Annotated in this window: 25 protein-coding genes; 11 read left to right on the top strand and 14 right to left on the bottom strand. The window is 62.8% G+C overall.

The window, feature by feature from the left end; all coding sequences use genetic code 11:
• Positions 1–20: 20 nt before the first annotated feature.
• Positions 21–788 carry an SDR family NAD(P)-dependent oxidoreductase gene (locus ACE3OO_RS17855; RefSeq protein WP_374304930.1) on the bottom strand — a complete coding sequence of 256 codons (768 nt, stop codon included), beginning with the start codon at positions 786–788 and terminating at the stop codon, positions 21–23.
• A gap of 227 nt (positions 789–1,015) precedes the next feature.
• On the opposite strand from ACE3OO_RS17855, the gene ACE3OO_RS17850 reads away from it, so the two are divergent.
• The 5 genes from ACE3OO_RS17850 (at position 1,016) to ACE3OO_RS17830 (ending at position 6,346) form a co-directional block, all read left to right on the top strand.
• A complete protein-coding gene (locus ACE3OO_RS17850; RefSeq protein WP_374304928.1) occupies positions 1,016–2,053 on the top strand; it encodes a LacI family DNA-binding transcriptional regulator in 1,038 nt (345 codons plus the stop codon).
• A gap of 114 nt (positions 2,054–2,167) precedes the next feature.
• The gene (gene xylF / locus ACE3OO_RS17845) at positions 2,168–3,217 is read left to right on the top strand and encodes a D-xylose ABC transporter substrate-binding protein (protein WP_374304926.1); all 1,050 of its coding nucleotides are present in this window, start codon (positions 2,168–2,170) and stop codon (positions 3,215–3,217) included.
• A 91-nt stretch (positions 3,218–3,308) separates the two neighbouring features.
• A complete protein-coding gene (locus ACE3OO_RS17840; RefSeq protein WP_374304924.1) occupies positions 3,309–4,568 on the top strand; it encodes a sugar ABC transporter permease in 1,260 nt (419 codons plus the stop codon).
• A gap of 16 nt (positions 4,569–4,584) precedes the next feature.
• Positions 4,585–5,367, top strand: a complete 783-nt coding sequence (locus ACE3OO_RS17835) for an ATP-binding cassette domain-containing protein (protein ID WP_374304922.1) — start codon at positions 4,585–4,587, stop codon at positions 5,365–5,367.
• Position 5,368: 1 nt separating this feature from the next.
• Entirely contained in the window at positions 5,369–6,346 is a 978-nt protein-coding gene (locus tag ACE3OO_RS17830; RefSeq protein ID WP_374304920.1) for an aldose epimerase family protein, read from the top strand.
• A 96-nt stretch (positions 6,347–6,442) separates the two neighbouring features.
• Here ACE3OO_RS17830 and ACE3OO_RS17825 read toward each other — a convergent pair whose 3' ends face one another.
• The 13 genes from ACE3OO_RS17825 to ACE3OO_RS17765 all read right to left on the bottom strand — a co-directional run bounded on the left by ACE3OO_RS17825 (position 6,443) and on the right by ACE3OO_RS17765 (position 20,014).
• Positions 6,443–7,564: a DUF1513 domain-containing protein gene (locus ACE3OO_RS17825; RefSeq protein WP_374304918.1), complete on the bottom strand. Its 1,122-nt coding sequence runs from the start codon at positions 7,562–7,564 to the stop codon at positions 6,443–6,445.
• 1 nt (position 7,565) lies between these two features.
• Positions 7,566–8,648 (bottom strand): imelysin family protein, encoded by a 1,083-nt coding sequence (locus tag ACE3OO_RS17820; RefSeq protein ID WP_374304916.1) that lies wholly within the window; start codon positions 8,646–8,648, stop codon positions 7,566–7,568.
• Between the two features lie 13 nt (positions 8,649–8,661).
• Positions 8,662–10,053, bottom strand: coding sequence for a di-heme oxidoredictase family protein (locus tag ACE3OO_RS17815; protein WP_374304914.1), 1,392 nt, complete (start codon positions 10,051–10,053; stop codon positions 8,662–8,664).
• A gap of 34 nt (positions 10,054–10,087) precedes the next feature.
• Entirely contained in the window at positions 10,088–11,365 is a 1,278-nt protein-coding gene (locus tag ACE3OO_RS17810) for an imelysin family protein (protein ID WP_374304912.1), read from the bottom strand.
• Positions 11,366–11,388: 23 nt separating this feature from the next.
• Positions 11,389–12,162 carry an energy transducer TonB gene (locus ACE3OO_RS17805; RefSeq protein WP_374304909.1) on the bottom strand — a complete coding sequence of 258 codons (774 nt, stop codon included), beginning with the start codon at positions 12,160–12,162 and terminating at the stop codon, positions 11,389–11,391.
• Positions 12,163–12,168: 6 nt separating this feature from the next.
• A complete protein-coding gene (locus tag ACE3OO_RS17800) occupies positions 12,169–12,642 on the bottom strand; it encodes an ExbD/TolR family protein (RefSeq protein WP_374304907.1) in 474 nt (157 codons plus the stop codon).
• A gap of 10 nt (positions 12,643–12,652) precedes the next feature.
• A complete protein-coding gene (locus tag ACE3OO_RS17795; protein ID WP_374304905.1) occupies positions 12,653–13,339 on the bottom strand; it encodes a MotA/TolQ/ExbB proton channel family protein in 687 nt (228 codons plus the stop codon).
• A 161-nt stretch (positions 13,340–13,500) separates the two neighbouring features.
• On the bottom strand, positions 13,501–14,478 hold the full coding sequence (locus ACE3OO_RS17790) for a mitochondrial fission ELM1 family protein (RefSeq protein WP_374304903.1): 978 nt from the start codon (positions 14,476–14,478) through the stop codon (positions 13,501–13,503).
• Positions 14,472–15,227: an MBL fold metallo-hydrolase gene (locus tag ACE3OO_RS17785; protein WP_374304901.1), complete on the bottom strand. Its 756-nt coding sequence runs from the start codon at positions 15,225–15,227 to the stop codon at positions 14,472–14,474. Before ACE3OO_RS17785 ends, ACE3OO_RS17790 begins: the two co-directional genes overlap by 7 nt.
• A 9-nt stretch (positions 15,228–15,236) precedes the next feature.
• Positions 15,237–16,040, bottom strand: a complete 804-nt coding sequence (locus ACE3OO_RS17780) for a TatD family hydrolase (protein ID WP_374305435.1) — start codon at positions 16,038–16,040, stop codon at positions 15,237–15,239.
• 7 nt (positions 16,041–16,047) lie between these two features.
• A complete protein-coding gene (gene metG / locus ACE3OO_RS17775; RefSeq protein WP_374304899.1) occupies positions 16,048–17,604 on the bottom strand; it encodes a methionine--tRNA ligase in 1,557 nt (518 codons plus the stop codon).
• Positions 17,605–17,657: 53 nt separating this feature from the next.
• Complete coding sequence (locus ACE3OO_RS17770) at positions 17,658–19,469, bottom strand: tetratricopeptide repeat protein (protein WP_374304897.1); 1,812 nt, start codon at positions 19,467–19,469, stop codon at positions 17,658–17,660.
• Complete coding sequence (locus tag ACE3OO_RS17765; protein WP_374304895.1) at positions 19,466–20,014, bottom strand: hypothetical protein; 549 nt, start codon at positions 20,012–20,014, stop codon at positions 19,466–19,468. Before ACE3OO_RS17765 ends, ACE3OO_RS17770 begins: the two co-directional genes overlap by 4 nt.
• A 75-nt stretch (positions 20,015–20,089) precedes the next feature.
• On the opposite strand from ACE3OO_RS17765, the gene ACE3OO_RS17760 reads away from it, so the two are divergent.
• The 6 genes from ACE3OO_RS17760 (at position 20,090) to chrA (ending at position 26,477) form a co-directional block, all read left to right on the top strand.
• Positions 20,090–21,100 carry an aspartate carbamoyltransferase catalytic subunit gene (locus ACE3OO_RS17760; protein WP_374304893.1) on the top strand — a complete coding sequence of 337 codons (1,011 nt, stop codon included), beginning with the start codon at positions 20,090–20,092 and terminating at the stop codon, positions 21,098–21,100.
• A gap of 12 nt (positions 21,101–21,112) precedes the next feature.
• The gene (pyrC, locus tag ACE3OO_RS17755; protein ID WP_374304891.1) at positions 21,113–22,417 is read left to right on the top strand and encodes a dihydroorotase; all 1,305 of its coding nucleotides are present in this window, start codon (positions 21,113–21,115) and stop codon (positions 22,415–22,417) included.
• A gap of 3 nt (positions 22,418–22,420) precedes the next feature.
• Entirely contained in the window at positions 22,421–23,065 is a 645-nt protein-coding gene (plsY, locus tag ACE3OO_RS17750; RefSeq protein WP_374304889.1) for a glycerol-3-phosphate 1-O-acyltransferase PlsY, read from the top strand.
• Positions 23,037–24,155 (top strand): DNA-processing protein DprA, encoded by a 1,119-nt coding sequence (gene dprA, locus ACE3OO_RS17745; RefSeq protein ID WP_374304887.1) that lies wholly within the window; start codon positions 23,037–23,039, stop codon positions 24,153–24,155. The genes plsY and dprA overlap by 29 nt, the downstream gene beginning before the upstream one ends.
• Positions 24,156–24,300: 145 nt before the next feature.
• Entirely contained in the window at positions 24,301–25,122 is an 822-nt protein-coding gene (locus ACE3OO_RS17740; RefSeq protein WP_374304885.1) for a chromate resistance protein ChrB domain-containing protein, read from the top strand.
• Positions 25,123–25,139: 17 nt separating this feature from the next.
• The gene (gene chrA, locus ACE3OO_RS17735) at positions 25,140–26,477 is read left to right on the top strand and encodes a chromate efflux transporter (RefSeq protein ID WP_374304883.1); all 1,338 of its coding nucleotides are present in this window, start codon (positions 25,140–25,142) and stop codon (positions 26,475–26,477) included.
• Position 26,478 lies beyond the last annotated feature (1 nt).

The raw sequence follows: 26,478 nt of genomic DNA, 5'->3' as shown, positions 1-26,478 counted from the left end.
TGCGGGAATACGATCGTGCGTCAGGTCCAGCCGGCGTCGACGATGAAATCCTGTGCGGTGCAGCCTGCGCTGTCGTCGGAGGCCAGGAACAATGCCATGGCGGCGATATGTTCGGGCTGCAGGCGAATGTCGAGACATTGTCCCTCGCGGCGTTCCCGGTCGCTTTTTTCGTTCAGCCAAAGCGTGACCTGTCGTTCAGTCAGGATCCAGCCCGGAACGATGGTGTTGACCCGGATATTGTCGCGGCCGAAATCACGCGCCAGTGAACGGGTCAGTCCCTGCACGGATGCTTTCGCCATCGTGTAGGCCGCCATGCCACCCTGTTTGAGCATCCAGCTCACCGAGCCGAAGTTGATGATCGAGCCGCCGCCAAGCGCCTGCATCTGCGGGATCACGGCCTGGGCGGCAAAAAACTGCGAACGCTGGTTGATGGCGATCCGCTCATCCCAGTAATCCGGCGACACCTCAAGGGTCGCATGCCGTTCGTCATTGGCGGCATTGTTGAGCAAGATGCCGATATTGCCCAGCCGTTCATGTGTTTCGGCAATCGCTTCGCGCAGGGCGGTAATGTCGGTCACGTCGCAGGGCAGAAACAGGGGCGGCGTCTTGACCTCGTTCCGCAACCTGGCAACCAGGGCCTGGCTGGGCTCCACGGCGATATCGACGAAGGCCACCTTCGCTTCCTGACGCACAAAGGCTTCCACCAGTCCGGCGCCGATGCCGGTGCCGCCGCCGGTAATGAAAACGGTTCGGCCTTGGAGACTGGAATAGCGTGCGGTGAGGGGCATGGCCGTTTCCTCCTGGCAGTGCGGCCCGTCCTCCATCCGGGAAGTCGGTACCTGACTGGCTCATATTTGATGTACGAACCTCATTTGTGTCAACCGCCAATTATTTGAATTTATCTCGTTATTACAAAGTATTCACTAAATAAGACTTGTACAAACAATTCCTGTTGCTGCTGTGCACAATAAATAATGAGTTGCGTACCTCATTTTTGTAAGGCAGCATGATCGCCATGGAAAATGCAAGCCTGCCCGCAACGCTGAAGGATGTGGCCCGCCTGGCCGGTGTCAGCCTCGCCACTGTCGATCGCGTGCTGCATGGGCGTAACGGCGTACGGGCGGTTACGGTTCGCCGGGTGCAGGATGCGATCGACCAACTCGGCTTCCGTCCCCATGCTGCTGCCGCGGAACTGGCCCGCGCAGGGCGGTTGCGTTTCGCTTATGTCATGCCGCGCGGCAGCAACGCGTTCATGCACGAAATCAGCGCCAGCGTGAACGAAGTGAAGGGCTGGCTGGCTGGCCGCCGCGCTATCGCCGAGGTGATCGAGACGGATGTCTTCGATCCTGTCATTCTGGCCGCCACCCTGAACGGGTTTGGCGACCGCTATAGCGGCATTGCCGTTGTTGCGCTCGATCACCCATTGGTGCGCGCGGCCATTGACGATCTGGTTGGGCGCGGTGTGCATGTGGTGACGTTGGTTTCAGACGCGCCAGGCTCTCATCGTGCCCATTATGTGGGTATCGACAACACCGCCGCCGGTCGCACGGCAGCCTCGTTGCTGGGGCGATTTCTTGGTGGTCGCAAAGGCAGGATTGGTGTCGTGGCCGGCTCCTTCGCGCTGCGCGATCATGCCGAACGCCTGTCCGGCTTCATGCAGGTCATGACGGGTGAATATCCCGACCTGCAGGTTTTGGCTCCGGAAGAGGGCCGTGACGATCCGGCACTCAATGAGACGATTGCGCGCCGCATGCTGGCCGCTCATCCCGATCTGGTCGGCATCTATAATATTGGCGCAGGCCCAGAGGGCATCGCCACGGCGTTGATGGAAGAAGCGCGAGCGCAGCGCGTGCTGTTCGTCACGCATGAATCCATGCCGGCGACGCGCCGTCTGCTGAATCTCGGCATCGTCGATGCCCTCATCCATCAGGATCCCGGACACGAGGCACGCTCGGCGGCACGGGTGCTGCTGGCTCTGTGTTCAGGCGAAGCAATCCAGGCCGCGCAGGAGAAAATCCGCATCGAAATCATCATGCGCGACAATATGTATTGAGACACGCGTGTTGGCTGCCGCGGTAACGCGGCGCCGTGCGCCAAGAAATACCCTGCTGATGGTTCGGCGGGGGCCACAGGGCGAGGATAACAACGCCCAACAAGGAGGAAAACGATGACGCCCAGGACGAAACTGCTTTCCGCCGTGTTTGCAATGACACTGCCGGTCCTCATCTCTGGTGCTGCGATGGCGCAGGGCCCCGTGATCGGGGTATCGTGGTCCAATTTCCAGGAAGAGCGCTGGAAGACCGACGAAGCCGCCATCAAGGCAGCCATCGCCAAGGCCGGTGGTTCGTATATCTCTGCCGACGCGCAGTCGTCGCCAGCCAAGCAGTTGACCGATATCGAAGGTTTGATCGCCAAGGGCGCGAAGGCGCTGATCATCCTGGCGCAGGATGCCGATGCCATCCGTCCGGCGGTGGAGAAGGCGGCCCAGGAAGGCATTCCCGTCGTGGGCTACGATCGCCTGATCGAAGTCCCCAGCGCCTATTATATTACCTTCGACAACCGCGAAGTCGGCCGCATGCAGGCTCGCGGCGTATATGCGGTCCGGCCCAAAGGCAATTATGTCTTCATCAAGGGCTCTTCCACCGACCCGAATGCGGATTTTCTCCGTGCAGGCCAGGACGACGTTCTGAAGGATGCCATCGCGAAGGGCGACATCAAGAATGTGGGTGAGGCCTATTCCGATCAGTGGCTGCCGGCCAATGCGCAGAAAAACATGGAGCAGATCCTCACCCGCAACAACAACAAGGTCGATGCGGTGGTCGCCTCCAATGATGGTACGGCCGGTGGTGTTGTTGCGGCGCTGACGGCCCAGGGCATGGCCGGATCGGTGCCGGTTTCCGGCCAGGACGGCGACAAGGCGGCGCTCAACCGCGTTGCCCTGGGCACCCAGACTGTCTCGGTGTGGAAAGATGCACGCGAACTGGGTCGCAATGCCGCCGAAATTGCCATTGCGTTAGCTTCGGGCAAGAAGATTTCGGAAATCCCCGACTCAACGACCTTCGCGGATGGCCCCAAAAAGGCGAAGATGACCGCGCGCCTGCTGAAGCCAATCCCGATCACCAAGGACAACCTTGACGTCGTGATCAAGGCCGGCTGGGTGACCAAGGATGTGGTCTGCCAGGGTGTGAAGGCCGGCACGGTCAAGGCCTGCAGCTGATCCGCGACAGACGTATGCGGCGGCCGGGATATGTCGTTCCCGCCGCCGCGCCGCGTCCATTCCCATTGCGGATATGTGTTAGAGGTATGTCATGAGCGGTTTTCTGGCCAAGCTGGAAATCGATGTTCGCCTGCTTGGCATGATCGTCGCGCTAGCGGTCATCTGGCTTGGATTTGATTATTTTTCCGGTGGCTTGTTTCTGACGCCGCGTAACCTGTGGAACCTATCGGTGCAGACGGCTTCCATCGCCACCATGTCCTGCGGCATGGTGCTGGTGATCGTCACCCGCCATATCGACCTTTCGGTGGGATCGATCCTCGGCTTTGCCGGCATGATCATCGGCGTGGTGCAGGCGCGCATCCTGCCCGAGCAGCTCGGCCTGGGCTTCGACCATCCGCTGATCTGGCAGATTGCCGTGCTGACCGGGCTTATAGTCGGCGCCTTGATCGGCACGCTGCACGGCTTCATCATCGCCTATCTCGGCGTCTCTTCGTTTATCGTCACGCTTGGCGGCTTGCTGATCTGGCGCGGTGCCGCCTGGTGGGTCACGGCGGGCCAGACCGTCGCTCCGATTGATGCCCGATTCAGGATGATCGGCGGCGGCATAGAAGGTTCGATCGGTGCGTCGGCGAGCTGGATACTCGGCGTCACTGCCAGTCTGCTGGCGATTGCAATGATGCAGTTTTCCCGCCGCCGGCGCATCTCTTACGGTTTCGCGGTGCGCCCGGTCTGGGCTGAAGCCCTGATCTCTGCAATCATAGCCGCCATGATCCTGGGCGCGACCTGGGTGGTGAATTCCTACAACCTGCCCACCGCAGTTGCGCGCCGCATCACGGAGGCCCGAGGCGATATCTGGCCCGAGGGCGGCCTCAGCATTGCCCACGGCTTTGCGATCCCGGTCCTGATCGCTCTCGGCGCCGGAATCATTGTGACCTTCCTCGCATTGCGAACCCGCTTCGGTCGATACGTCTTTGCCATTGGCGGAAATCCCGAAGCGGCTGAGCTTTCCGGCGTCAACACAAGACGCACGCAGATGCTGGTCTTCACCCTGATGGGTTTGCTGTGTGGCGTCGCCGCCTGCATCTCCACCGCGCGGCTTCAGTCGGCCACCAACGCCGCCGGCACTTTTGACGAGCTCTATGTCATTGCCGCCACAGTAATCGGCGGCACTTCGCTCGCCGGTGGAGCCGGCACCATCTATGGTGCCATGCTGGGCGCCATAGTCATGGGGTCGTTGCAATCAGGCATGCTGCTGCTCGACATGCCAACACCACTGCAGAACATCGTCGTGGGCTGCGTTCTGATCATCGCCGTGTGGGTAGACAGCATGTTCCGCCGTCGCGTGAAATGAGGGCAGGGAGGTCTTCATGAGTAATTCCTCTGCAACACCCCTTGTCGAGATGAAAGACATCTCCATCGCCTTCGGCGGCATCAAGGCAGTAGACAGTGTTTCGATCGACCTGCATCCAGGCGAAGTGGTCGGCCTGCTGGGTCATAACGGCGCCGGCAAGTCCACGCTGATCAAGATCCTGTCGGGCGCCTATCGACCGGATTCCGGCGAAATCTGCATCAATGGCGCGGATGCACAGATTCATCATCCATCTGATGCCAAAAAATACGGGATTGAAACGATCTACCAGACTCTCGCGTTGGCCGATAACGTCGATGCGGCCGCCAACGTGTTTCTGGGGCGCGAGATTCTCACGCGATGGGGTACGCTTGACGACGGCGCCATGGAGGCCCAGACGCGCAAAGTGATGGCGCGGCTGAATCCACATTTCTATCGCTTCAAGGAGCCGGTGCGGGCATTGTCAGGCGGTCAGAGGCAGTCGGTGGCCATTGCGCGCGCGATCCACTTCGATGCCCGTATCCTGATCATGGACGAGCCTACCGCCGCTCTCGGCCCAGCCGAGACAAAGCAGGTTTCCGACCTGGTGCTGCAGCTCAAGAATGAGGGGATCGGCATCTTCCTCATCAGCCATGATATCCACGACGTCTTCGACCTTGCCGACCGGCTTTACGTGATGAAGAACGGCCGGGTGGTCGGTTCTGCCCGCGTTGCCGATGTGACCAAGGATGAGGTGCTGGGCATGATCATCCTAGGCAAATGCCCGTCAGGCGCCATACCCGGTCCTGGTGCGGCCCGCTGACATGAACCATGAACCGGTTTCAGTTTTCGGCGCCCTGCCGGATGGAGAGCCTGTTCAGCAGGCGCGCCTGACGGGTGGTGACCTTTCGGTCGAGGTCCTCAGCTTCGGTGCGATCATCCGTGCGCTGCGGTTCAACGACCGACCGATGGTGCTTTCGCTCGACCGGCTGGAAGACTATGCCGGCTCCTCAGGGCATATGGGCGCGATTGCTGGCCGCTTTGCCAATCGTATAGCCAGCGGTCGTTTTGAACTGGATGGCAACGTCCATCAGTTGACATGCAATGAAGCCGGCGGCACGCATCTGCATGGTGGAGCCTGCGGCTTCGGTCGGCGCAACTGGCGGCTCGCGGATGTCGCGCCTCAGGCCGTCACGCTGACCTATGACGCGGCGGACAGGGAAGAGGGCTATCCCGGCAGCCTGTCAGCCACCTGCACCTACAGGATTCCGGCCGATGGCGTGCTGGAGATCCGCCTTGAGGCGACCTGCGACCGGCCGACCATCATCAATCTAGCCACCCATTCCTATTTCAACCTGGATAGCGGCGGCCAGATTGCCGGCCATCGGCTGGAAATTCAGGCCGACCGCTATCTGCCGGTTGACTCACGCAAGGTTCCGACTGGCGAGATTGCCGACGTGACGGGAACGCCCTTTGATTTCCGCCGAGCCCGCGCGGTGGGCGACTATCCATACGACCACGCCTTCGTTCTTGCCGGTGGCACCCCGGCAGTGCCGCGTCGGGTGGCCCGGCTGGTCGGGGAGCGAAGCGGCATTGCAATGGCATTGGAAACCACCGAACCGGCGCTGCAAGTCTATGACGGGCGGAACCTGAAGGCCGGACCGCATGGTCCTCGGGCGGGCCTGTGCCTGGAGCCGCAGCGTTTTCCCGATGCCCCGAACCAGCCGGCATTCCCCAGCGCCGTGCTGCGCCCCGGCGAAACCTATCGCCAGATCACACGATACCGGTTCAGCCTGGAATAACCTCGATGGTAGGGAGCCTGTGACGACCTATCCCGGATATCGGATTATCGGATAATGTATATTATGGAAAATTAAAGCTGGATTTATTTCAATAAGTTAGGCAGCAATAGCCAATGTGTGGTTGTCCCATTGTTGTCCAGCCATGCTGCACAGCTCCGTCACGGCGCCGCCTATTGGCCAGGCCGCTATCCGGCCCAGACCGTTACTGACGACGAAGCCCGCACCATCCGCCAGCGTCGCCACGCCGCAGACATCCGGCATCGCGGCCGCCGATAAATAGCGCTGCTCGGCCATGTCCCACAGCAGCATCCGATTGCCGCGCGGACTCGTCACGGCCAGAAACCGGCCGCCATCGTCCATGGCCGCGCTGCCGCAATACTGTCTCAGACCGACGCGCTGCTCTGGCGGCATAGGCAGGAACCGCAGGCCAGACCGGTCTTCCGGCCCGCCATGCCAGGCCACCAGCGGCACCTCATCGGTTTCCGGCCCCTCATACTGCATGGCTATGGCGACCCGGCCATGCCAGTCGATGGCGATATGGCGGATGCTGAGTTGCCGCAACTCGTGGTCTGGCCGCACCTGCCGGATCAGCCGGCCAGTGGCCGCATCCAGGTAAACCAGCGACGGGTCCATGTCCGGGATGTTCAGTTTCAGCCTGGGCATATCGGCCAGCATGAGGATACCGCCATTGGCGACTGCCAGCGTGCGACCGTCAGGCATCAGGCGGATTTCATGCGGATCCAGGCCATGAGTCGGATATTCGCCTATCCGGCGATATCCGTCTGTCGCGGCATAGATGCCCAGTACGCCTTCGCCGGTCGAACCCACAGCCTCGGTCGCGAACAGCAGGCGGCCATCGGCTGCGAACGCGCCATGGCCGCAAAAACTGCGATCCTCGGCAGCAGCAATGCGTTGCCGTTCCTTACCCGTCCATGTTTCGAACACCACGGCGTAATCGCCCGGCCGGCGCGAAAATGCCACGGCGACATCGCGGTTGCGCGCAAAGCTGTGTCCACGTCCCGGCAATGCGAGACTGTATCGGATATGGCCCGCCGCATCGAAACCGGCAACACCGAAGCCGCTTTTGCTGCCATAGGCATTCAGATACAGCCGGTCCGTGTTAGCCCTGACAGTACGCGATTGGGCGATCCCCGTTGGCAACAAGGCCGAAGCCGCCAGGAATCCGATGGCTGTTCGCCGCGAGACGCTGGCCGTCATCTCAGTCACCGTCCAGCGCGTTGAATCCAACCGGTATCTGCAATGCCTCTGGCAGGCGCTGCATCACCACGGCCTTCAATGCCAGCGTATCGGCGGCCAGTTTCTCGGCCGCCTTACGTGCGGCGATGTCCTGCACGGCGTGCTCCAGCGGCATGGGCAACGCCGCAGCCGACGCCTGAGCCTGCGCAAAAGACGCGCGGATGGCCGCATCCAAAGATTTATCCGGCACCTTCGGCGCGAAGGCCGTTGCATATAGATCGGCTGCAGCCGCCAGATTGCGCTGGATATTGCGCAGCGAACGCTCACTGCGCCAGGATTCCGCCAGGCGCGGTCGGGCATCGTCGATCGAGGCGCCCAATGGTCGCGCCAGCTTGTGGTCGGCGGCCAGTTCGATGGCTGTGTAAAGGCTCTTGAACAGTTCAAGCGTGGCTTCCTGCGCATCGCGATAACGCGGATCCGCACCCTGCCCTGGTTTCAGCATCTGCGCAGCAAAACCTATGCCGGGTTCGCGCCATTCCTGCCGCGTCTCTCGTGCCATGACGGCCATATTCTCGGCAATCGCCGTTACATAACCGCAGCGGAAAGCCGCATCCGGGCCCGTCTGCAGCTTTTTCGCATCATCACCAAAAGCCATGCGCTCCATTGCCGGCAAGCCCTGAACCGCCACGCTGCCACGGCCGAGCGTATCCGCATTCAGCGATCCACCGGCATGCTTGGCCAGCAATTCGGACATTTGCTTGCCGATGGTGTTGCGCGGATCGGGCCAGAAGGCAAAACGCTGGCTGCGGAAAAACAGGTCAACCGGACCGAACCGCACATGCTGAATATCCTGCCAGGCATCGGCCGCATCGTGATAGGCCTGCTGTAGGATTTCGATCCGCCGGTCCGCCGCGGGCGCCGCGCAGAAAGCCTTGGCCGTCTGTTCCAGCTTCGCGGTAGCCGCCGCCAGTGCATCGTAGCGCGGCAGTACATGACCATCGACGGCCGCGCGGTTGAGGGCATCGTAATCCTTCATGTCCAGCGCCTTGGCGGGGCCATGCAGGACCAGAAGCGGCAACAGTATCATCAGGCCCGGAATACGCATATCTGTCTCCGCGTTACAGCGAATTGATAAAGGCCAGCAGATCGGCCCGTTCCTGTCGGTTCATGGCTGCCACGCGGTCACGCGCCGCCTGCGCCTCGCCACCATGCCACAGGATGGCTTCCAGCACGCCACGGGCGCGGCCATCATGCAGCAGAAAATCATGACCGCTGACAATGCGGGTCAGGCCAATGCCCCAGAGCGGCGCGGTGCGCCAATGCCGGCCGCTGGCACTACCCTCCGGACGATTATCCGCCAGCCCCTCGCCCATGTCATGCAGCAGCAGGTCGGTATACGGCCAGATGGTTTGTCCCGATTGTTCGGGATAGGCGGCGTCTATTGCCGTCTGATGGCTGGGGATGTGGCAGCCCGCGCAGCCCGCTGCCGCAAAAAGTGACTGGCCACGCCGTACTGCGGCATCATCAGGTTTGCGTCGTGCCGGCACAGCCAGATTGCGCGCATAGAATACCGTCAGGTCAAACATCTGGCGCGGCACTTCGATGCCTCCATCTGGATCGGCGCCCGTAGGCGCATTCCGGCAATCGCGCTGCTCCGCCGTGCATTCGCCATGCGAGGCTTTGGGCAACAGCGGCGTGGAAAGACCAAGATCACCGGCAAAGGCTTCCGCCGTCTGATCGGCCACCGTGGCGGCGCCGGCCTTCCAACCGAAACGGCCAAGCATGGGTCTGCCATGGGCATGGCTCCATACCTGATTGGGTCGGCCCGCGATGCCATCGCGGTCGGCATCCTCCGGATCGGCGTGACGCAGGATATCGGCTTCCGGGATCATCTCCAGCAAGCCAAGGCCAATCATTTGCGGCGTCACACGTGGCGAGATCATGGCTTGCGGATGCAGCGGCCCGTAATTCAGATCGGCGATGCCATAGCGTGGATTACGCAGCGTGATGACCTCGCCATCGGCAAGCGCCACCTCCACGTCGCTGTATCGAATTTCCATGCGGCCTTCGGCCAGCAGACCCTGGACGGAAAAGTTCTGGAGCTGCGTGCCGTAGGTTGGCTCTGGCGTCACATTGCGAAGAAAGGATTCCAGTGCCTGCCGATCTGCCTCGCCTTGCGGCGGAATGCTGAGGCGCAGGAACATCGACACCGCGGCTTCGCCATCTGCCGGCGGTCGGCCGCGACCATCCTTCAGATGGCAGGACTGGCAGGACCGCGCGTTATAGAGCGGGCCGAGCCCGTCCGATGACGTGGTAGAACTCGGCGACGAGGTCCAGAGTTTGCGGAAGATTCCGTCGCCGATCTTGAAATCGAGCTGGCGCTCGAACCGCATGTTGGCGGAAGGATAGGAAAAGATCGAGCTGTTGAGCGGCTTGGTAACCGTCGCTTCTCCACCGGGCCAACGCTCAGCCAACCCGTTCTCCCCCGCCTTGGCCGCCAGCGCCAGCATTGCCGCCAATCCGGCAATGCCAAGCGCCCAGACTTTACTTCCTGCTGACCTTATCGGGCGCATCGAGACTGTCCGAACCTTCGAATGTCGCCTTCAGTTTCAGGGCGGCAACCACCCGTTCCAGCGTCTTTGTCTGGTCGGTCAACCGGTCGATGCCGGCCTGCACCAGCGCATTGCCCTCGGCGTTACCCTCGCCGATCATCTGGTCATAGGACTCCCTGGTTTCGGCACGCTGCTTGATCGCGCTGAAGGCATCAATGGTCGCCTTCAGCTTGCCGCGCATCTCGGTATCCAGGTCCGGGGCAACCACGCGCACCAGATGCGTCATGCCCTGTCCCTTCACCAGGCTGCCATTGATCCGTTTGTATTCGCCGCCATAGACATTCAGCATGCCGGCCACGTCATAGTAGTGCGCATTGTGGGTGTTGTCGGAGAAACAGTCCTGCTCCTCCTCCGGATCATGCAGCAGCAGACCAAGCTTCATGCGCTCGCCGGCCAGCTCGCCGTAAGACAGGCTGCCCAGACCGGTCAGGATCGCGCCGATACCGGCATCCAGGCCTTTCTCGGTCAGCGCCTTGCGTGCCGAGCCATCAGCCTGCCACTGCCTGGCCATCCAGGCCAGGTCGTCGACCAGCATCTGGGTCGCCACCGCCAGATACTGGGCGCGACGGTCGCAATTGCCGTTGGTGCAGCCCTGTTTGGCATAATCGGTCCACGGCCGGTTGCCCGCACCCTGGCGCGTACCGTTCAAATCCTGGCCCCAGAGCAGGAATTCGATGGCGTGATAGCCGGTTGCGACATTGGCTTCCACACCACCAACTTCATGCAGTTTCCGCAGCAGCTTCCAGTCGATCTTTGTCGCATCCAGAACCTTGCCGCCGAACTTGATCTGCTTGTTGGCGATCACGTTTGCGGTATAGAGCGGGTTCTCGTCGGATTCCTCGCCGTAACGATCGGCATCTACGTAATCGATCAGCCCCTCATCGAGCGGCCAGGCATTCACGCGGCCTTCCCATTCATCGACCACCACATTGCCAAAGCGGAATACTTCGCTCTGCATGTATGGCACGCGCGCGGCAATCCAGGCTTCACGCGCCGCCTTCAGGTTGGCCTCAGATGGCGCCGCGACCAGGGCAGATATGGTCTTCTGCAGGTTGCGCGCCGAGATCAGCGAGTCCTCAAAAATCGCCTGGGCGATATCGCCATAGGTCTTCAGCACTGCCGCCTTGATGTCATCCTGACTGGCGGCGGAGGCATTCCCGCCAGCAATCAATCCGAATACGAAAGCAAGCGCGACGGCTAGACGATGCATGGAAATACGTCCTCTAAACGGAATCATTTCAGGAAAAACTGGATTGGCACAACCACATCGAGGCTGTCCTTGCCCAATGCAGCCGGGATCGGTGGCAATGGCGATGCCTTGGCGATCATACGCTCCACGGCGTCGTCGAGCGTATCATGCCCCGTACTCCGCTCGATGCGGTGAGCAATGACACGACCCTGTCCATCGATGGTGAAACGCAGATGCGCAACACCTTCCATACGGCGCAACTGAGCCCGGCGCGGATATTCCTTGTGCCGTTCCAGCCATGCCAGCAACGCGGCATAGTAACTGGCTTCGGCATTCGGGTTCACCGCCACCCGGGGTGCCGCCATCACCGGGCCTGGCGGAGCCGGCGGCGCGGCGGCAACCTGAGGCCGCGCCGGAGCCGGTTCCGCCGCGGGCGCGGACGGTTCCACCGGCGCTTTCACCGGTTCTGGCTGTGGCTTGGGCGGTTGTGGCTTCAGCGGCCGCTGCGCCACGGGCTTGGGCTTGGGCTTGGGCGGCGGCACCGGGTCGACGTCCGGCTCCATTGCAGTCGAGGTGATCGGTTCCGGTTCCTTGATCGGTTCCGGCGGCGGTGGCGGTGGGACATGCTCCACGACGGGCTGCGGCGGCGCCGGCACTTCCATGGGGGGCGCACTCGCCATCAACAGCACTTCCACGCCCTGAAACTTTTCTTCAGCCACGATCGGTTTGGTGAAGAATGGCACGCCGAACAGCAGCGCGGATGCCACGGCCAGATGGGCAGCCACCGATACTGTCCAGGACGAGACCTGGGTTTTCATCGCCCCTTACCGCGTTGGTGCGCCGGCGGCGGCTGGCTTGGTCGCGCCTTCGGCCACCAGAGAAATTTTGCCGTAGCCAGCCTGACCAACCAGGCTCATCAAATCCATGATGCGGCCATATTCCAGGGCCTTGTCGCCGCGGACATAGACCACGGTGTCGGCCTCAGTATTACGCATCTCGCTCAATACCCGCACCAGATCACCCTCTTCCACCGGCTCCTTGCGGATGAACAGCTTTCCGTCCTTGTCCATGCTGATAACCAGCGGCTCCTTGGGCGGCGTTACCTTGGTGGCGGTGGTCTTGGGCAATTGCAATGGTACGCCGACCATCATCAGCGGCGCCGCCACCATGAAGATGATCAGCAGCACGAGCATGACGTCGACAAACGGCGTCACATTGATATCGGCCAGCGGTTTGTAGCTGCCGAAATCGTCAGCCTCGAAGCCGCCACCACCACCGCCTATGGGAGAAATCGCCATTGCGTTTCTCCTACTGACCGGCTTCGGCGTGGCTACGCGTCGTATGAGCGCTGCCACGGGCGAACTGCCTCGCGGCTTCGGAAATCGCGGCATTGAAGCGCTGGGCCAGCCGGCCAAGGTCGGTGCTCAGCTTGTTGTAGGCGATCACGGCCGGGATGGCGGCGACCAGCCCGAGCGCCGTGGCGAACAGGGCTTCGGCAATACCCGGCGCCACGACAGCCAGGCTGGTGTCGTTCGAGCCGGCAATCGCCGTGAAGCTGTTCATGATGCCCCACACCGTGCCGAACAGGCCGACGAACGGCGCGGCCGAACCCACGGTGGCCAGGAACGGCAAGCCGGGTTCGATCTGGCGCAATTGCTGCGCCATGGCCTGACGCATCGCTATTTCCAGACGAGCGCGGAAGTCATGACGGCTTTCGCCGATATCCTGCCCGTCCCGCTTCTCGCGCGCCGCGGCCGCCAGGATGGCGCCTTGCAGGCCATCCAGCGCGGTCTTGCCGCCCGAAGCCAGCAGGGCATCGGCCTTGACTGCCGCCTCGAAAGCCGCTGCTGCGCGGCGGGCGCGGCCGAACTTGGCCAGCTTCTCGATCATGATGGCCCAGCAGGCGATCGAGGTGATAACCAGCATGGCCATCACGATCTGGACGATCGGATCCGCATTGAGGACCATCGCCATGAAGGAAAATTCATGGTTCATCAAAGCATTACTCCAATTGTGGCCGCATCTGCGCGCGGCTTACCGCCCGGGGACTCGGCTATTAATAATGAGAAACGGTCGCAAAATAAAGCCGAATGGCATAAGATAGTTATACTATAACATAAAAATTAGATGCGGAAGATATTCGAGTCCGGTGCGGACTAGATCCAGCCCAGGCGTTGCCGCACGTCCTGGGCGATATGGTCCATGTCATCCAGGCGCCGGCTGTCCCATTGCATCAGGCGGCCATCGAACCACTGGATCAGCCCTTGTTTGAGCAGGCTATCGAAAAAGGCATCGAAACGTTTCGATTGTCCGGGCAGTTTCGCCACCAGCACCGGTTTTCCGGTCGAGCAGGCTTCGGAAATCATCGACACAGAGTCACAGGTCACCACTATGGCATCGGCCAGGCCCAGGAATCCGAAATAGGGATTTGGCCCCTTCCCGTCCCATAGTGCGGCTGGCAGGCTGGCGAGCCCTCCACGCAGGATGTTGGTTTCGGCTTCGCCGCTGCGGCGCGAGATGGTTGCCATGATGCCGCAGCCCGAGCGTTCGCACATGCTGCGCAGCTGGGCGACAAAACCATGCATCCAGTCTTCATCCAGCGTGTAATAGCGGTTGTTGCCGCCAATCAGCACCGCCACTCGCGGGTGCGGCAGATGTGCGTATTCCTGCCGGATGGCCTCGGCGCCCGTCTCCAGTTTCAGCCGGGTCACGCGATGGAGTGCGCCCTTTGAGATCAGCACATTGGGCCCACGCGCGCGATCATGCTCGGGCACAATCAGCAGATTCCAATAACGGGGCGATGCCTTGGGATCCTGGATGTGGATCAGCGTGGTGCGACCACCGCTGGCTTTTTTCACCGCCAGGGCCCAGAGCGCCGATTTGCGGCCGCAGGTGATCAGCACATCCGGCCATGGCTGGTCGCCGAACAGGGCCCGGTTTTCCGGCGTCAGTGCATTCAGGCTGGCGAAAGCGGGATGCATCGGCGCCCAGGTATAGGGCCACCGATACTCGACCTCGAAGCTCTGCGGCAGGCCAAAACCGCCGCCGTTGAACAGGGCCTCGGCCAGACCGAGTGCCTGGTTGAGCATGCCGGCAGCACCCTTTTGCGTCACCGCCCAGATCGACTTCAGCATTCCAGCACCATGCCGTCATAAGCTGGCTCGACGCCAGGCGGCAGCTCGTTTTTCAGTTTGTTGTAATCCAGATCGATATGCATGTTGGTCAGCACGGCGCGTTGCGGCTTGACGCGCGCAATCCATTCCAGCGTCTGTTCGACATGACTGTGGGTCGGATGCGGCGTATAGCGCATGGCGTCGACGATCCACAATTTCACACCCTCCAGGGCCGCGAAGGCATCGTCGTCCAGACCCACCACGTCGTTGGAATAAGCCAGATCGCCGAAGCGAAAACCGAGGGAGTCGATATTCCCGTGGCGCTGCCGGACCGGCGTCACGTTGATACTTCCCACGCTGAACGGCCCATCGATCAGGCGCGGCTCGATGATCGGCGGATAACCGTCCCCGGCTTTCTCGAAACAATAGGAGAATTTGCGACCCAAACGTTCATGGGTGAACGCGTCGGCATAGCCCGGTACGCGCTGACGCGAGGTATAGGCCAGAATGCGCAGGTCATCCACGCCATGGGTCTGATCGGCATGATCGTGCGTCCACGCCACCGCGCTTACCCATTTGATGCCATTGGCCAGGAACTGGCTGCGCAGGTCGGGGCTGGTGTCGATCAGCAGCCGTGTATCATCCTGCTCGACCACAATGGAGCAGCGGCTGCGACGATTCTTCGGCTCACTCGGGTCACAGGCGCCCCAGTCGCCGTCAATGCGGGGAACGCCGGCCGACGTGCCGCAGCCTAGGATGATGACACGCATCGTCTGGCGTCAGGCCGCCCGGCGGTCGATCACCGCCGCCTGCGGTACCTTGTCGAACAGCCGCAGGAAATTTGCCGTGGTCGCCTCGGTCACCTCGGCGATCCCGATCTGCTTCAGCTTGGCCAGGAAGGCCGCCGTATGCACCACGAAAGAGGGTTCGTTGCGCTTGCCGCGCAGTGGTACCGGCGCGAGGTAAGGCGCATCGGTTTCCACCAGCAGATTACGCAGCGGCAGGGTCTGCGCCGAATGCTGCACCTCGCGGGCCTTGTTGAAAGTCAGGATACCCGAGAACGACACCATCATGTCGTGCTTCACGGCCAGTTCGGCCAGCGCGTGACCCGACGAGAAACAATGCAGCAGGCCCTTGAACCGGCCCTTGGTCATCTCGGCATCGATGATCGCGGCGGTATCCTCGTCGGCGTCGCGGGTATGGATCACCACCGGCAGGCCGGTTTCACGCGCGGCCTGGATATGCGCGAGAAAACATTTTCTCTGCGCTTCGCGGTCGCTGTGTTCGTAGAAATAATCCAGTCCTGTCTCGCCGATGCCAACTACTTTGGGATGTCTGGTCAACTCGACCAGCTTTGCGGCGGCCACACCCACATGATCGTCGGCTTCATGTGGATGAATGCCAACGGTGCAATAGACATCGGGATAGGATTCTGCCACAGCCAGCACGCGGTCGAACTGGTCCAGTCGCGTCGAGATGGTCAACATCAGACCGACGCCGGCTTGGCGCGCGCGCTGGATGATCGCATCGCGTTCCTCGGCAAAATCGGGGAAATCCAGATGGCAATGGCTGTCGATCAGCAGGGCCATGTCAGGCGCCTTCCTTCGTCGCCTCGACATAACGCGGGAACACGCCCTGCGGCGCCGGCAGCGGCGTGCCAGCCCGCAGACGGCCCATCTCGCCCAGATGATTGAAGCTGCGCGCAGCTTCCGAGACGCCGAGTTGGTCGAGCATTTTGGCTGCCGAGCTGGGCATGACCGCTTGCGCCAGGATGGCGAGCTGGCGGATCGCTTCCAGCAATGTCCACAAAACGGTTTCCATACGCGCCGGATCGGTCTTGCGCAGGGTCCAGGGCGCGGCAACGTCGATATACTTGTTGGCCGCATCGACCAGGTCGAACCATTGCTGCAGAGCGGCATGGATCGCCTGCTCGTCCAGAGATGCGCGCATGCGGTCAGCCAGGCTGTCGGCCTCGGCCAGCAGAGCCTCGTCCATTTCAGTCAGAGGACCGGGCGTCGGCACGGCCGCATTGGTGTTCTTGGCGCAGAAACTGAGTGTGCGCTGCGCCAGGTTGCCGAAGCCGTTGGCCAGTTCGCTGTTGATACGGCCGACGATGGCAGCGCGGCGAAAGTCGCCGTCATTGCCGAACGGCACTTCGCGCATCAGGAAATAGCGGGTCTGTTCCAGCCCGAATTCCTCGATCAGCGCCAGCGGATCGATCACGTTGCCCAGCGATTTAGAAATCTTCTGGCCCTCGTTGGTCCACCAGCCATGGGCGAAAACGCGTTTGGGCGGCGCCAGATCGGCGGCCATCAAAAAGGCCGGCCAATAGACGGCATGGAAACGCAGAATGTCCTTGCCCACCATGTGCAGGTCGGCCGGCCAGAATTTTTTATAGGTGTCGCTGTTGGTATCGGGATAGCCGGCAGCGGTGATGTAATTGGTCAGCGCGTCGAACCATACATACATCACATGCGCTTCATCGCCCGGCACCGGTATGCCCCACTTGAAGGTGGTGCGCGACACCGAGAGATCCTTCAGCCCGCCCTTCACGAAGCTGATCACCTCGTTGCGACGGCTGGCCGGCAGGATGAAGCCAGGATTCTCTTCGTAGAATTTCAGCAGGCGGTCGCCCCAGGCTGACAGCTTGAAGAAATACGATGGTTCCTTCACCCATTCCACGGGCGCGCCGGTCGGCGCCAGCTTCTGGCCGTTCGGGCCGTCCTGCAGTTCATCTTCCTGGTAGAAGGCCTCGTCGCGCACGGCGTACCAGCCTTCGTAATGGCCCAGGTAGATGTTGCCCGAGGCAGCCACCTTCTGCCACAGCGTCTGCACCGACTTTTCATGCCGCGGCTCGGTGGTACGGATGAAATCGTCATTGGAGAAGTTCATTGCCTTGGCCAGATCGCGGAAGCTCTGGCTGACCCTGTCGCAGAAGGCCTGCGGATCGATGCCGGCCACCTCGGCCGCCTTCTCCACTTTCTGGCCATGCTCGTCGGTGCCGGTGAGGAACATCACGTCATAGCCGTCCAGCCGCTTGAAGCGTGCCAGCACGTCGCAGGCCAGCGACGTATAGGCATGCCCGATATGCGGCTTGTCGTTCACATAGTAGATCGGCGTGGTGATGTAATAGGTTTTGCGGGTCATGGGCTTAAACTAGGGTCAAGGCGCCGGCGATGCCAGCGGCGGGCCCTGTGCTATCACCTGGAGCCCGGTTTTTCCAGCGATTCCAGGCTGTTTGCCACAGTTTGCAGCACCCCGGCCCAACCGCCGCCGGCAGGAGGGCGGAAAATCCGCATCTGCGGATACCAGGGCGTGCCCTCGCCCGCCCCCATCAGGTAGAAAAAGCGGCTTTTGCCTTCCGGCGCCAGCAGCCAGACCGGCTGCCCCAGCGCGCCGGCCAGATGCGCCGTGACGTTGGATATCGTCAGCACCAGATCCAGCGCCGCGATCTGGGCAGCCAGTCCATCTAGGTCGCTTTGGGCATCGATCGCCGGATCGTGGATATAGCGATCGCCGAACATCGAGCGGAATGCCGCATGCTCGGCTTCGGTCGCCCCGTACTGCAGGCATACGAAGCGGCAATCCGGCAGGTCGGCCAGCGGCGCGAAAGCCTCAGGCCGGAGGGACTTTGCCGCCCCCAGTGCCGCATTGGCGCTGCGCCATGACAGGCCAATCAATCTCTCGTCACCACGCCGATAGCGCGTCGACAGTTCCGTGGCCCGTGCCGCATCGGCCTGCAAATACGCTTTGCCCGGCGGGGCGCGGCGCGGCAGGTTGCCCATCGGCAGATGAGCATCGAACGTGCCGGCCAGCAAAGCCGGGTCGGCCTGCGGGGCTTCGGCAGCGAACCGCATCTGCGGAAAACTGCGGCGCAGCAACGGGATCAGGCGCGGATCGGTTTCCAGCGTCAGGTCGGCGTTACCGGCGGTCAGCAGATCAGGCAGGTATTGCAGGAACAGCAGCCGGTCGCCCAGGCCCTGCTCGCCCCACAGCAACAGCTTTTGCGGCACGGTACCGTCGCCCGACCATTCCGGCCAGGGCCAGCTTCTGTGCGGCAGCGGCGGTTCGGCCTTGCGCCAGCGCCAGCGATAGGCCAGCCAGCCATTGGCGAAATCGCCCTGCGCCAACGCCGCCAATGCATAATTCCATTGCCCTTCGGCATCCTGCGGCCGGCGCGACAGCGCCTCGCGGTAAGCCGCGACGGCCGCCGGCAGATTGCCCAGCACGTGCAGGGCCTGGGCCTGGGCCAGCCAGGCATCAGGATGGCCCTGGGTTAGTTGCACCGCCTGCCGCGCCAGCGCCAGCGCGGCATCGGCCTGTCCGGTTTCGCGCAGCGATCCGGCCTTGTTGATCAGGGCCAGCGGGTAATTCGGGCGCAGCCGCAAAGCCTCGTCGAAATGGCCAAGCGCCGTGGCGTGATCGTCCTGCGCGGCCATCAGGCCGCCCAGATTGTTGTGGCATTCCGGCGCTTGCGGCGCGAGTTTCAACGCGCGTTTTGCCGCCTCCAGCGCACCGGGCCGATCGCCCATCTGTCGCAGGCAGTCGCCGAGTTGCAGCCAGGCGCCGGCATGGCCGGGTTTGCTCGCCAGCAGCTGACGATAACCGCCGGCTGCCATCTCCCAGGCACCGGCCAGGCGTTGCGCTTCCGACCACAGATAGAGGACATCGGCATCGTTCGGCGCCAGCCGGCGCGCGGTTTCGGCGGCTTCGCGCGCCTGCACGACCTGCCCTGCTGCCAGCAGGCATTCGGTATAGCTGAGCCACAGGCCGGCTTCGGCCGGCGAACGGTCCAGTGCATGGCGCAGCAGCGGCGCGGCTTCGGTCGCCCGCCCCACCTGCACCAGCAGGCGCGCCAGCAGGTTCGCCGCATCCAGCGTCTCCGGAGCTGCCGCCAGCACGGCGCGATACAGTTTTTCAGCCAGGGCCAGGTCGCCGCGGCGATGCGCATCGAGGCCGGCCTGCAACTGCTCGAGCGCAGCCGGATCTAGTCTGAGCGCGGTGTTGCTCATGTCTCGAAGCGGAAATCGGGCACGTCGATGCAGCGATCCAGCATCTGTTTCATGCGCTGCTCCACCTCGTCGTAGAGCATGCCCATGTTTTCCGGGATCAACTGCGGCGGCACATTGGGCAGGATGTCGCGGCGGAACTCAGCCAGCACATCCTGCTGCATCAGAAACACGGCCTGGGCGAAGAAATTGATCATGCCTCGCTTGTCCAGCACCGTGAGATAGGCGCCGATGCCGCGCAGCAGCGCATGGAAGGCGCGCACCTTCACAGCCGTCACTTCATGCAGGATCGGCTCCCGGGTTACCGGCGGCATGTCTTCCAGTTTGCTTTCGATCACATCGCAGAAGGACAGGAATTCCTGCACCCGGCGGAAGGCGTCGGCATAATCGGAAAAACTGATCAGCACCGCCCGTTCGTACAGGTCGGTGGTGATAGCCTGCATGTCCTGCGCCCGGCCATTCAACACCTGCAGCAGGCGCACGGCCTGGCTTGCGGCCGTATCGGCGGCCACAACGTCGATCTGGTTCTGGCGATAATCCTGCACCATGGCGATCAGCAGAGCAGAAAATGGTTAATGGTTTCGTTGCTGGCCGGCTGCGATTGCTGTATGAAGATTCGTCAAATGTCAGCCAGTCGCGCCGCCAAAACCGCCGAACAGCCCGGCCACGGGTCACCGGTGCCGTTTCCCCACCGCCATCTCCTTGGAATCGAAGGGCTTTCTGCTCAGGATATCGAAATCCTGCTGAATCGCTCCGACTATTACGTGGACCTGAATCGGGCGGTGGAGAAGAAGCAGTCCAGCCTGCGCGGCCGCACGATCATTAATCTGTTCTTCGAGAATTCGACCCGCACCCGCACCTCGTTCGAGCTGGCCGGCAAGCGACTCGGGGCCGACGTCATCAACATGTCGGTCGCCACTTCCTCGGTGAAAAAGGGCGAGACCCTGATCGACACCGCGATCACCCTCAATGCCATGCACCCGGATCTGCTGGTTGTGCGGCACCAGGATTCCGGCGCGGTCGCCCTGCTGGCCCAGAAGGTCGGCTGCGGCGTCATCAATGGCGGCGACGGCAGCCACGAGCATCCCACCCAGGCCCTGCTCGACGCCCTGACCATCCGCCGCCGCAAGGGCCGGCTCGACGGCCTGCTGGTGGCGATCTGCGGCGACATCCTGCACAGCCGCGTGGCGCGCTCCAATATCCATCTGCTGAATACCATGGGCGCCCGCGTGCGCCTGATCGCCCCGCCCACCCTGCTGCCGGCCTTTGCTGAGCGGCTGGGCGTCGAGGTCTATCACGACATGCGCAAGGGCCTCACCGACGTTGACATCGTCATGATGCTGCGCCTGCAGATGGAGCGCTTCCACGGTTCTTTCGTGCCGTCCACGCGCGAGTATTTCCATTTCTACGGCCTCGATCATGAAAAGCTGGGCTTCGCCAAGCCTGATGCGCTGATCATGCATCCCGGCCCGATGAACCGCGGCATCGAGATCGATACTGAGGTGGCTGACGACATCCACCGCAGCGTGATCCACGAACAGGTCGAGATGGGTGTCGCCGTTCGCATGGCCTGCCTCGAATTGCTGGCCCAGCATCTGCCGAACTGGCGCGGCACTACACCGGCCGGAAGCTGAAGACTTAAAACCATGGCCCGTCGCCGCACGCTCTACAACAATGCACGCCTGCTCGACCCTTCCTCGGGGCTCGACGTGAAAGGCGCCCTGCTAACCGAGGGCGACAAGATCGTCGATCTGGGCCCCAAGCTTGCCAGCGGCAGTTTCGCCGGCGATACCGAGGTGATCGATTGCCAGGGCCATTGTCTTTCGCCCGGCCTGATCGACATGCATGTCTGGCTGCGCGAGCCGGGCGCCGAGCATCAGGAAACCATTGCCACCGGTGCCCGCGCGGCGGCGGCCGGCGGTGTCACCACCATGGTGGCGATGCCCAATACCGACCCCGTGATCGACGAGGTCGCGCTGGTGGAATTCGTTGCCCGCCGCGCCGCCGATACGGCGGTGGTGCGCATCCTGCCCGCCGCTGCCGTCACCAAGGGCACCAAGGGCGAGGAGATGACCGAGCTTGGCCTGCTGGCTCAGGCCGGCGCGGTTGCCTTCACCGATGGTGAAAAGCCGGTTGCATCGTCGCGTTTGATGCGTCGCGCGTTGTCCTACGCCACCACCTTCGACCTGCTGCTGATGCAGCATTGCGAAGATCCGTCGCTGGCCAAGGGCGGCGCGATGAACGAGGGCGAGATCGCCGCGCGCCTGGGCCTTGCCGGCATTCCGGCCGTGGCCGAAACGATCATGCTGGAACGCGACCTGCGCCTGCTGGAAGTCACTGGCGGCAAGCTGCATGCCGCCCATCTTTCCACGGCTGAATCGCTGGATGCGGTGCGTCGCGCCAAACAGCGCGGCCTGCGCATCACAGCCGGTGCCGCGCCGCACAACTTCGCGCTCAACGAACTCGATGTCGGCGACTACCGCACCTTCGCCAAGGTAAAGCCGCCGTTGCGCGTGGAAAGCGATCGCAAGGCCGTGGTGGATGCCATCGCCGACGGCACCATCGACGTGATCTCCTCGGCCCATGCGCCGCAGGACCCGGAAAGCAAGCGGCTGCCCTTTGCCCAGGCCGAATTCGGCATCATCGGGCTGGAGACGCTGCTGGCCCTCACGCTGGAACTCTATCACAACGGTTCCGTCCCGCTGCTCAAGCTGCTGGCCTGCCTCACCTGCAACCCCGCCAGCCTGCTCAAGCTGCAAAGCGGCCGCCTGGCGCCAGGCGCACCGGCCGACCTGCTGCTGTTCGATCCCGATACGCCGTGGCGCATCGACGAGAAGAAATTCCGCTCCAAGGCCAAGAACTCGCCCTATGATGGCCGCCGCGTGCAGGGCCATGCCCTGCGCACCGTTGTCGGCGGCGAAACCGTCTTCCAGCGCAAGCGCGAAAGCTAGGCCATGATTGATCCCGCTCTCTGGGCACACGAACCGCCCTATTACGTGGCGGCTGCCGTGCTGGGCTACATGCTGGGCGCCATCCCCTTCGGCCTGGTGCTGACACGCCTGAGCGGCATGGGTGACATCCGCAAGATCGGCTCGGGCAATATCGGTGCGACCAACGTGCTGCGCACCGGCCGCAAGGATCTGGCCGCACTCACCCTGTTGCTGGATGGCGGCAAAGGCACGGCGGCGGCATTGATCGGCGCGCGATACGGCCTCGATATCATGCTGGTGGCTGCCTTCGCGGCTTTCATCGGCCATCTGTTTCCGGTCTGGCTGAAATTCAACGGCGGCAAGGGTGTAGCCACCTTCCTCGGCGTGTTGTTGGGTGCTGCCTGGCCCGTCGGGGTGTTTGCCTGTGCCACATGGCTGCTGGTGGCATTCACCCTGCGCTATTCCTCGCTCTCGGCCCTGATCGCCGCTTTGCTCAGCCCGATCTTTGCCTGGTTCATGATCGGGCCCGAAGTCGCGCTTCTGGCGGCAGTCATGGCTGTGCTGGTCTATATCCGCCATCACCAGAACATCGCCCGTCTGCTGAAGGGCGAGGAACCAAAGATCGGCCAGAAGAAAAAGGATGACGGGGCGCCCGCCGCTTCTGCCTGACTCTGAAAAGCGCGACTGGCTGCGGCTGATCCGCAGCGCGTATCTTGGTCCGATCACATTCCATCACATACTCCGGTATTACGGCAGCGCGGCGAATGCCATCGAACGCTTGCCTGAAATGGCGAAACGCGGCGGCACGAAACGCCGGATTGAACTGGCAGACCTGAAAATCGTTGATGCCGAACTGAAGGCCCTCAAAGCCTGCGGCGCGAAACTGGTCGCCTGGGGGGAACCCGGATATCCGGTTTGCCTCATGCAGCTCGACGATGCACCGCCCTTGCTGGCGGCGAAGGGCGACCCGCTCATTTCGGAGGGTGCCGGCATTGCCATCGTCGGTGCCCGCAATGCTTCGGCCATTGCCCAGCGGTTCACACGCGATATCGCCGGTGAACTCTGTCGACAGGATTTCATCATTGTCTCCGGTCTTGCCCGAGGCATCGACAAGGCCGCCCATGACGGTGCCCTGCAAGTTCATGGCAAAACCATGGCCTTCATCGGCACGGGGATCGACATCACCTTCCCGCCCGAGAATGCCAAACTGCATGACGAAATCGCCGAGCGCGGCGTGATCTTCGCCGAAATGCCGGCCGGCACGCCGCCGCTGGCACAGAATTTCCCGCGTCGCAATCGCCTGATCTCGGGCGCCTCGCTCGGTGTGCTGGTCGTCGAGGCCGCGCTGAAATCCGGCTCGCTGATCACCGCGCGCATGGCAGCCGAGCAGGGCCGCGAGGTGATGGCCGTGCCGGGCTCGCCACTCGATCCACGATGCCATGGCAGCAACGACCTGATCCGCCAGGGTGCCACGCTGGTCGAGCGCATCGACGATATCCTCGCGGTGATCGCGCCGCAGCGGCCGGCAGTGCCGCAAGCTCCGATACGCTCCGTTGCCCTGCCCACACCGGTGGCCGATGACGATCTCGCACGCGCCCATGCCGAGCTCGACCGCCTGCTCTCGCCCAATCCCGTCGACATCGACGAACTGATCCGCCTCAGCGGCCTGCCTTCGGCCACGATCCTCATGGTGCTGACGGAAAAGGAACTGGCCGGTCGGGTGCACCGCCATCCGGGCGGCAAGATATCGGCCAGCTAAAATCCGCTTGCCTTTTGCCACGCTGGCGATAGCTTTCTGCTCCATGGGGACAACGCGGTCTCCCCACCAGATACCCTCCGCCACTCCGGTATCCAAGCGCCGCTACTGAACTTCACGCCCTGATCTGGCGTGACGAGGTAGCATCATGGATACCAACGCCCTGCCCTCCATTTCTCAATCTTCGATTTCCGTGGCCGAACTGGCGCGCGATATTGCCGCTGGCCGCTTTCCATATCTGATCGATGCACGGCGCGAGGAGCGCTACGCCGAGACCGATGCCGTGATCCGGGGCGCGCGGCGGCGCCGACCGGATCAGGTGACGCTCTGGGCGACCGAATTGCCGCGTGATGCCGAAATCGTCGTCTATTGTGTGCACGGCCATGAGGTCAGTCAGGGCACCTGCGCCACGCTGCAATCCCTTGGCCGCCGCGCGCGCTATCTCGCCGGCGGGATCGAAGCCTGGCGCCAGGCCGGCGGACCGTTGCAGGGCAAGCCGCCGGCCGAACCAAGCCGCTGGATCACCCGCGAACGGCCCAAGATCGACCGCATCGCCTGCCCTTGGCTGGTGCGGCGTTTCATCGACCCCGACGCGCGCTTCCTGTATGTGCCATCGGATCAGGTCTTCGCCCGGGCGGAGGACTGGCAGGCCACGCCCTACGATATCCCCGGCGCGGCCTACAGCCATGACGGCGCACTGTGCAGCTTCGATGCCTTCATCGCGCGCCACGGCCTGCATGACGACCCGGCGTTGGGGCACCTGGCCCAGATCGTGCGCGGCGCCGATACCGGCCGGCCCGGTCTCGCCCCGCAGGCACCCGGCCTGCTCGGCATTTCCCTCGGGCTGTCGGTCATGTGTCAGGATGATGACGCCCTGATGCTGGAGCGCGGGATGCTGGTGTATGACGCGCTCTATGCCTGGTGCGCCTCGGCCCAGGCTGAACGTCATGGCTGGCCGCCGGCCGCCTGAAGGGTTAGAGATTGAACATGAACACGACGAATCAGACCGTCAACCAGGCCAGCGTCCCCAGCTTCGGCGAGGCCCTGCGCACCTGGGCCAAGATCGGCCTGCTGAGTTTCGGCGGCCCGGCTGGCCAGATCGCCATGATGCACCGCATCGTGGTGGACGAGAAGAAATGGGTCAGCGAGCCACAATTCCTGCATGCGCTGAATTTCTGCATGCTGCTGCCCGGCCCCGAGGCGCAGCAGCTCGCCACCTATATCGGCTGGCTGCTGCACCGGGCGAAGGGTGGCCTGGCCGCTGGACTGCTGTTCATCCTGCCGGGCCTGGCCGTGATCCTCGGCCTGAGCACCATCTATGTGTTGTGGCGTGACGTGCCACTGGTGGATGGCGTGTTCTTCGGCCTGCAGGCGGCCGTGCTGGCCATCGTGATCGAAGCCGTGCAGCGCATCGCCAAGCGCGCCATCAAGACCCGCTTCCTGCTCGGCATCAGCGCGATCGCCTTTATCGGCATCTATGGCCTGCAGATCCCTTTCCCGCTGATCGTGCTGGGTGCCGCATTGATCGGCTGGCTGGTTGGCCGCAGCAGGCCGGACTGGATCGTCGCTTCGGCAGTAAAGGACGATGCCGACGTGCTACCCAGCGTGCCGCCAAGCTGGTCGCGCAACCTGATCGTCATCGCGATCTTCGGGCTGCTCTGGGGCGGGCCGCTGCTCTGGCTGTTCGCCACGCTGGGTGAAACCCATGTCTTCACCCAGGTCGGCGTGTTCTTCAGCAAGATGGCTGTGGTCACCTTCGGCGGTGCCTATGCCGTGCTGGCTTATGTCGGGCAGCAGGCGGTGGAGGTTTATGGCTGGCTGAATGCCGAGGAGATGCTGCATGGCCTGGGCCTGGCTGAAACCACACCCGGCCCGCTGATCCTCGTGCTCACCTTCGTGGGCTACCTCGCCGGCTTCCGGCTCGGCGGCATCGATCCGGTGCTTGGCGGCCTGGCCGGCGGCGTGCTGGCGACCTGGGTTACCTTCGTGCCGTGCTTTTTGTGGATATTCCTCGGCGCGCCTTACATCGAGCGAATCCGTCATGTGCGCGCCTTCAGCCACGCGTTGGCGGCGATTACGGCGGCCGTGGTTGGCGTGATCCTCAATCTCGCCATCTGGTTCGGCCTGCATGTGCTGTTCAAGCGGATGGAGAGCGTCTCACTCGGTCCACTGAGCTGGGACGTGCCGGTGCTCTCCAGCCTCGATCCCTGGATGGCGTTACTGTCGGCGGCGGCGCTGATCGCGGTCTTCCGCTTCCACCTCGGCCTCAGTTGGCTGCTCGGCGGCACCGCGCTGGCCGGTATGGCGCTACGTCTGTTTCTTTAGC

This window comes from Ferrovibrio sp. (assembly GCF_041906005.1).
Taxonomy (GTDB): Bacteria; Pseudomonadota; Alphaproteobacteria; order Ferrovibrionales; family Ferrovibrionaceae; genus Ferrovibrio.
Note: the sequence above shows the minus strand (reverse complement) of the source record. Positions and strands in the feature narration are given on the sequence as shown.

Bases quoted from the DNA above. Each gene is read 5' to 3' on its own strand.
- pyrC (WP_374304891.1), top strand. From the start codon at position 21,113: ATGGCCCGTCGCCGCACGCTCTACAACAATGCACGCCTGCTCGACCCT.
- ACE3OO_RS17830 (WP_374304920.1), top strand. From the start codon at position 5,369: ATGAACCATGAACCGGTTTCAGTTTTCGGCGCCCTGCCGGATGGAGAG.
- ACE3OO_RS17800 (WP_374304907.1), bottom strand. From the start codon at position 12,642: ATGGCGATTTCTCCCATAGGCGGTGGTGGTGGCGGCTTCGAGGCTGAC.
- ACE3OO_RS17785 (WP_374304901.1), bottom strand. From the start codon at position 15,227: ATGCGTGTCATCATCCTAGGCTGCGGCACGTCGGCCGGCGTTCCCCGC.
- ACE3OO_RS17825 (WP_374304918.1), bottom strand. From the start codon at position 7,564: ATGACGGCCAGCGTCTCGCGGCGAACAGCCATCGGATTCCTGGCGGCT.
- ACE3OO_RS17740 (WP_374304885.1), top strand. From the start codon at position 24,301: ATGGATACCAACGCCCTGCCCTCCATTTCTCAATCTTCGATTTCCGTG.
- ACE3OO_RS17835 (WP_374304922.1), top strand. From the start codon at position 4,585: ATGAGTAATTCCTCTGCAACACCCCTTGTCGAGATGAAAGACATCTCC.
- ACE3OO_RS17840 (WP_374304924.1), top strand. From the start codon at position 3,309: ATGAGCGGTTTTCTGGCCAAGCTGGAAATCGATGTTCGCCTGCTTGGC.
- ACE3OO_RS17765 (WP_374304895.1), bottom strand. From the start codon at position 20,014: ATGGTGCAGGATTATCGCCAGAACCAGATCGACGTTGTGGCCGCCGAT.
- metG (WP_374304899.1), bottom strand. From the start codon at position 17,604: ATGACCCGCAAAACCTATTACATCACCACGCCGATCTACTATGTGAAC.
- ACE3OO_RS17820 (WP_374304916.1), bottom strand. From the start codon at position 8,648: ATGCGTATTCCGGGCCTGATGATACTGTTGCCGCTTCTGGTCCTGCAT.
- chrA (WP_374304883.1), top strand. From the start codon at position 25,140: ATGAACACGACGAATCAGACCGTCAACCAGGCCAGCGTCCCCAGCTTC.
- dprA (WP_374304887.1), top strand. From the start codon at position 23,037: ATGACGGGGCGCCCGCCGCTTCTGCCTGACTCTGAAAAGCGCGACTGG.
- ACE3OO_RS17815 (WP_374304914.1), bottom strand. From the start codon at position 10,053: ATGCTGGCGCTGGCGGCCAAGGCGGGGGAGAACGGGTTGGCTGAGCGT.
- plsY (WP_374304889.1), top strand. From the start codon at position 22,421: ATGATTGATCCCGCTCTCTGGGCACACGAACCGCCCTATTACGTGGCG.
- ACE3OO_RS17810 (WP_374304912.1), bottom strand. From the start codon at position 11,365: ATGCATCGTCTAGCCGTCGCGCTTGCTTTCGTATTCGGATTGATTGCT.
- ACE3OO_RS17850 (WP_374304928.1), top strand. From the start codon at position 1,016: ATGGAAAATGCAAGCCTGCCCGCAACGCTGAAGGATGTGGCCCGCCTG.
- ACE3OO_RS17805 (WP_374304909.1), bottom strand. From the start codon at position 12,162: ATGAAAACCCAGGTCTCGTCCTGGACAGTATCGGTGGCTGCCCATCTG.
- ACE3OO_RS17790 (WP_374304903.1), bottom strand. From the start codon at position 14,478: ATGCTGAAGTCGATCTGGGCGGTGACGCAAAAGGGTGCTGCCGGCATG.
- ACE3OO_RS17855 (WP_374304930.1), bottom strand. From the start codon at position 788: ATGCCCCTCACCGCACGCTATTCCAGTCTCCAAGGCCGAACCGTTTTC.
- xylF (WP_374304926.1), top strand. From the start codon at position 2,168: ATGACGCCCAGGACGAAACTGCTTTCCGCCGTGTTTGCAATGACACTG.
- ACE3OO_RS17770 (WP_374304897.1), bottom strand. From the start codon at position 19,469: ATGAGCAACACCGCGCTCAGACTAGATCCGGCTGCGCTCGAGCAGTTG.
- ACE3OO_RS17760 (WP_374304893.1), top strand. From the start codon at position 20,090: ATGTCAGCCAGTCGCGCCGCCAAAACCGCCGAACAGCCCGGCCACGGG.
- ACE3OO_RS17795 (WP_374304905.1), bottom strand. From the start codon at position 13,339: ATGAACCATGAATTTTCCTTCATGGCGATGGTCCTCAATGCGGATCCG.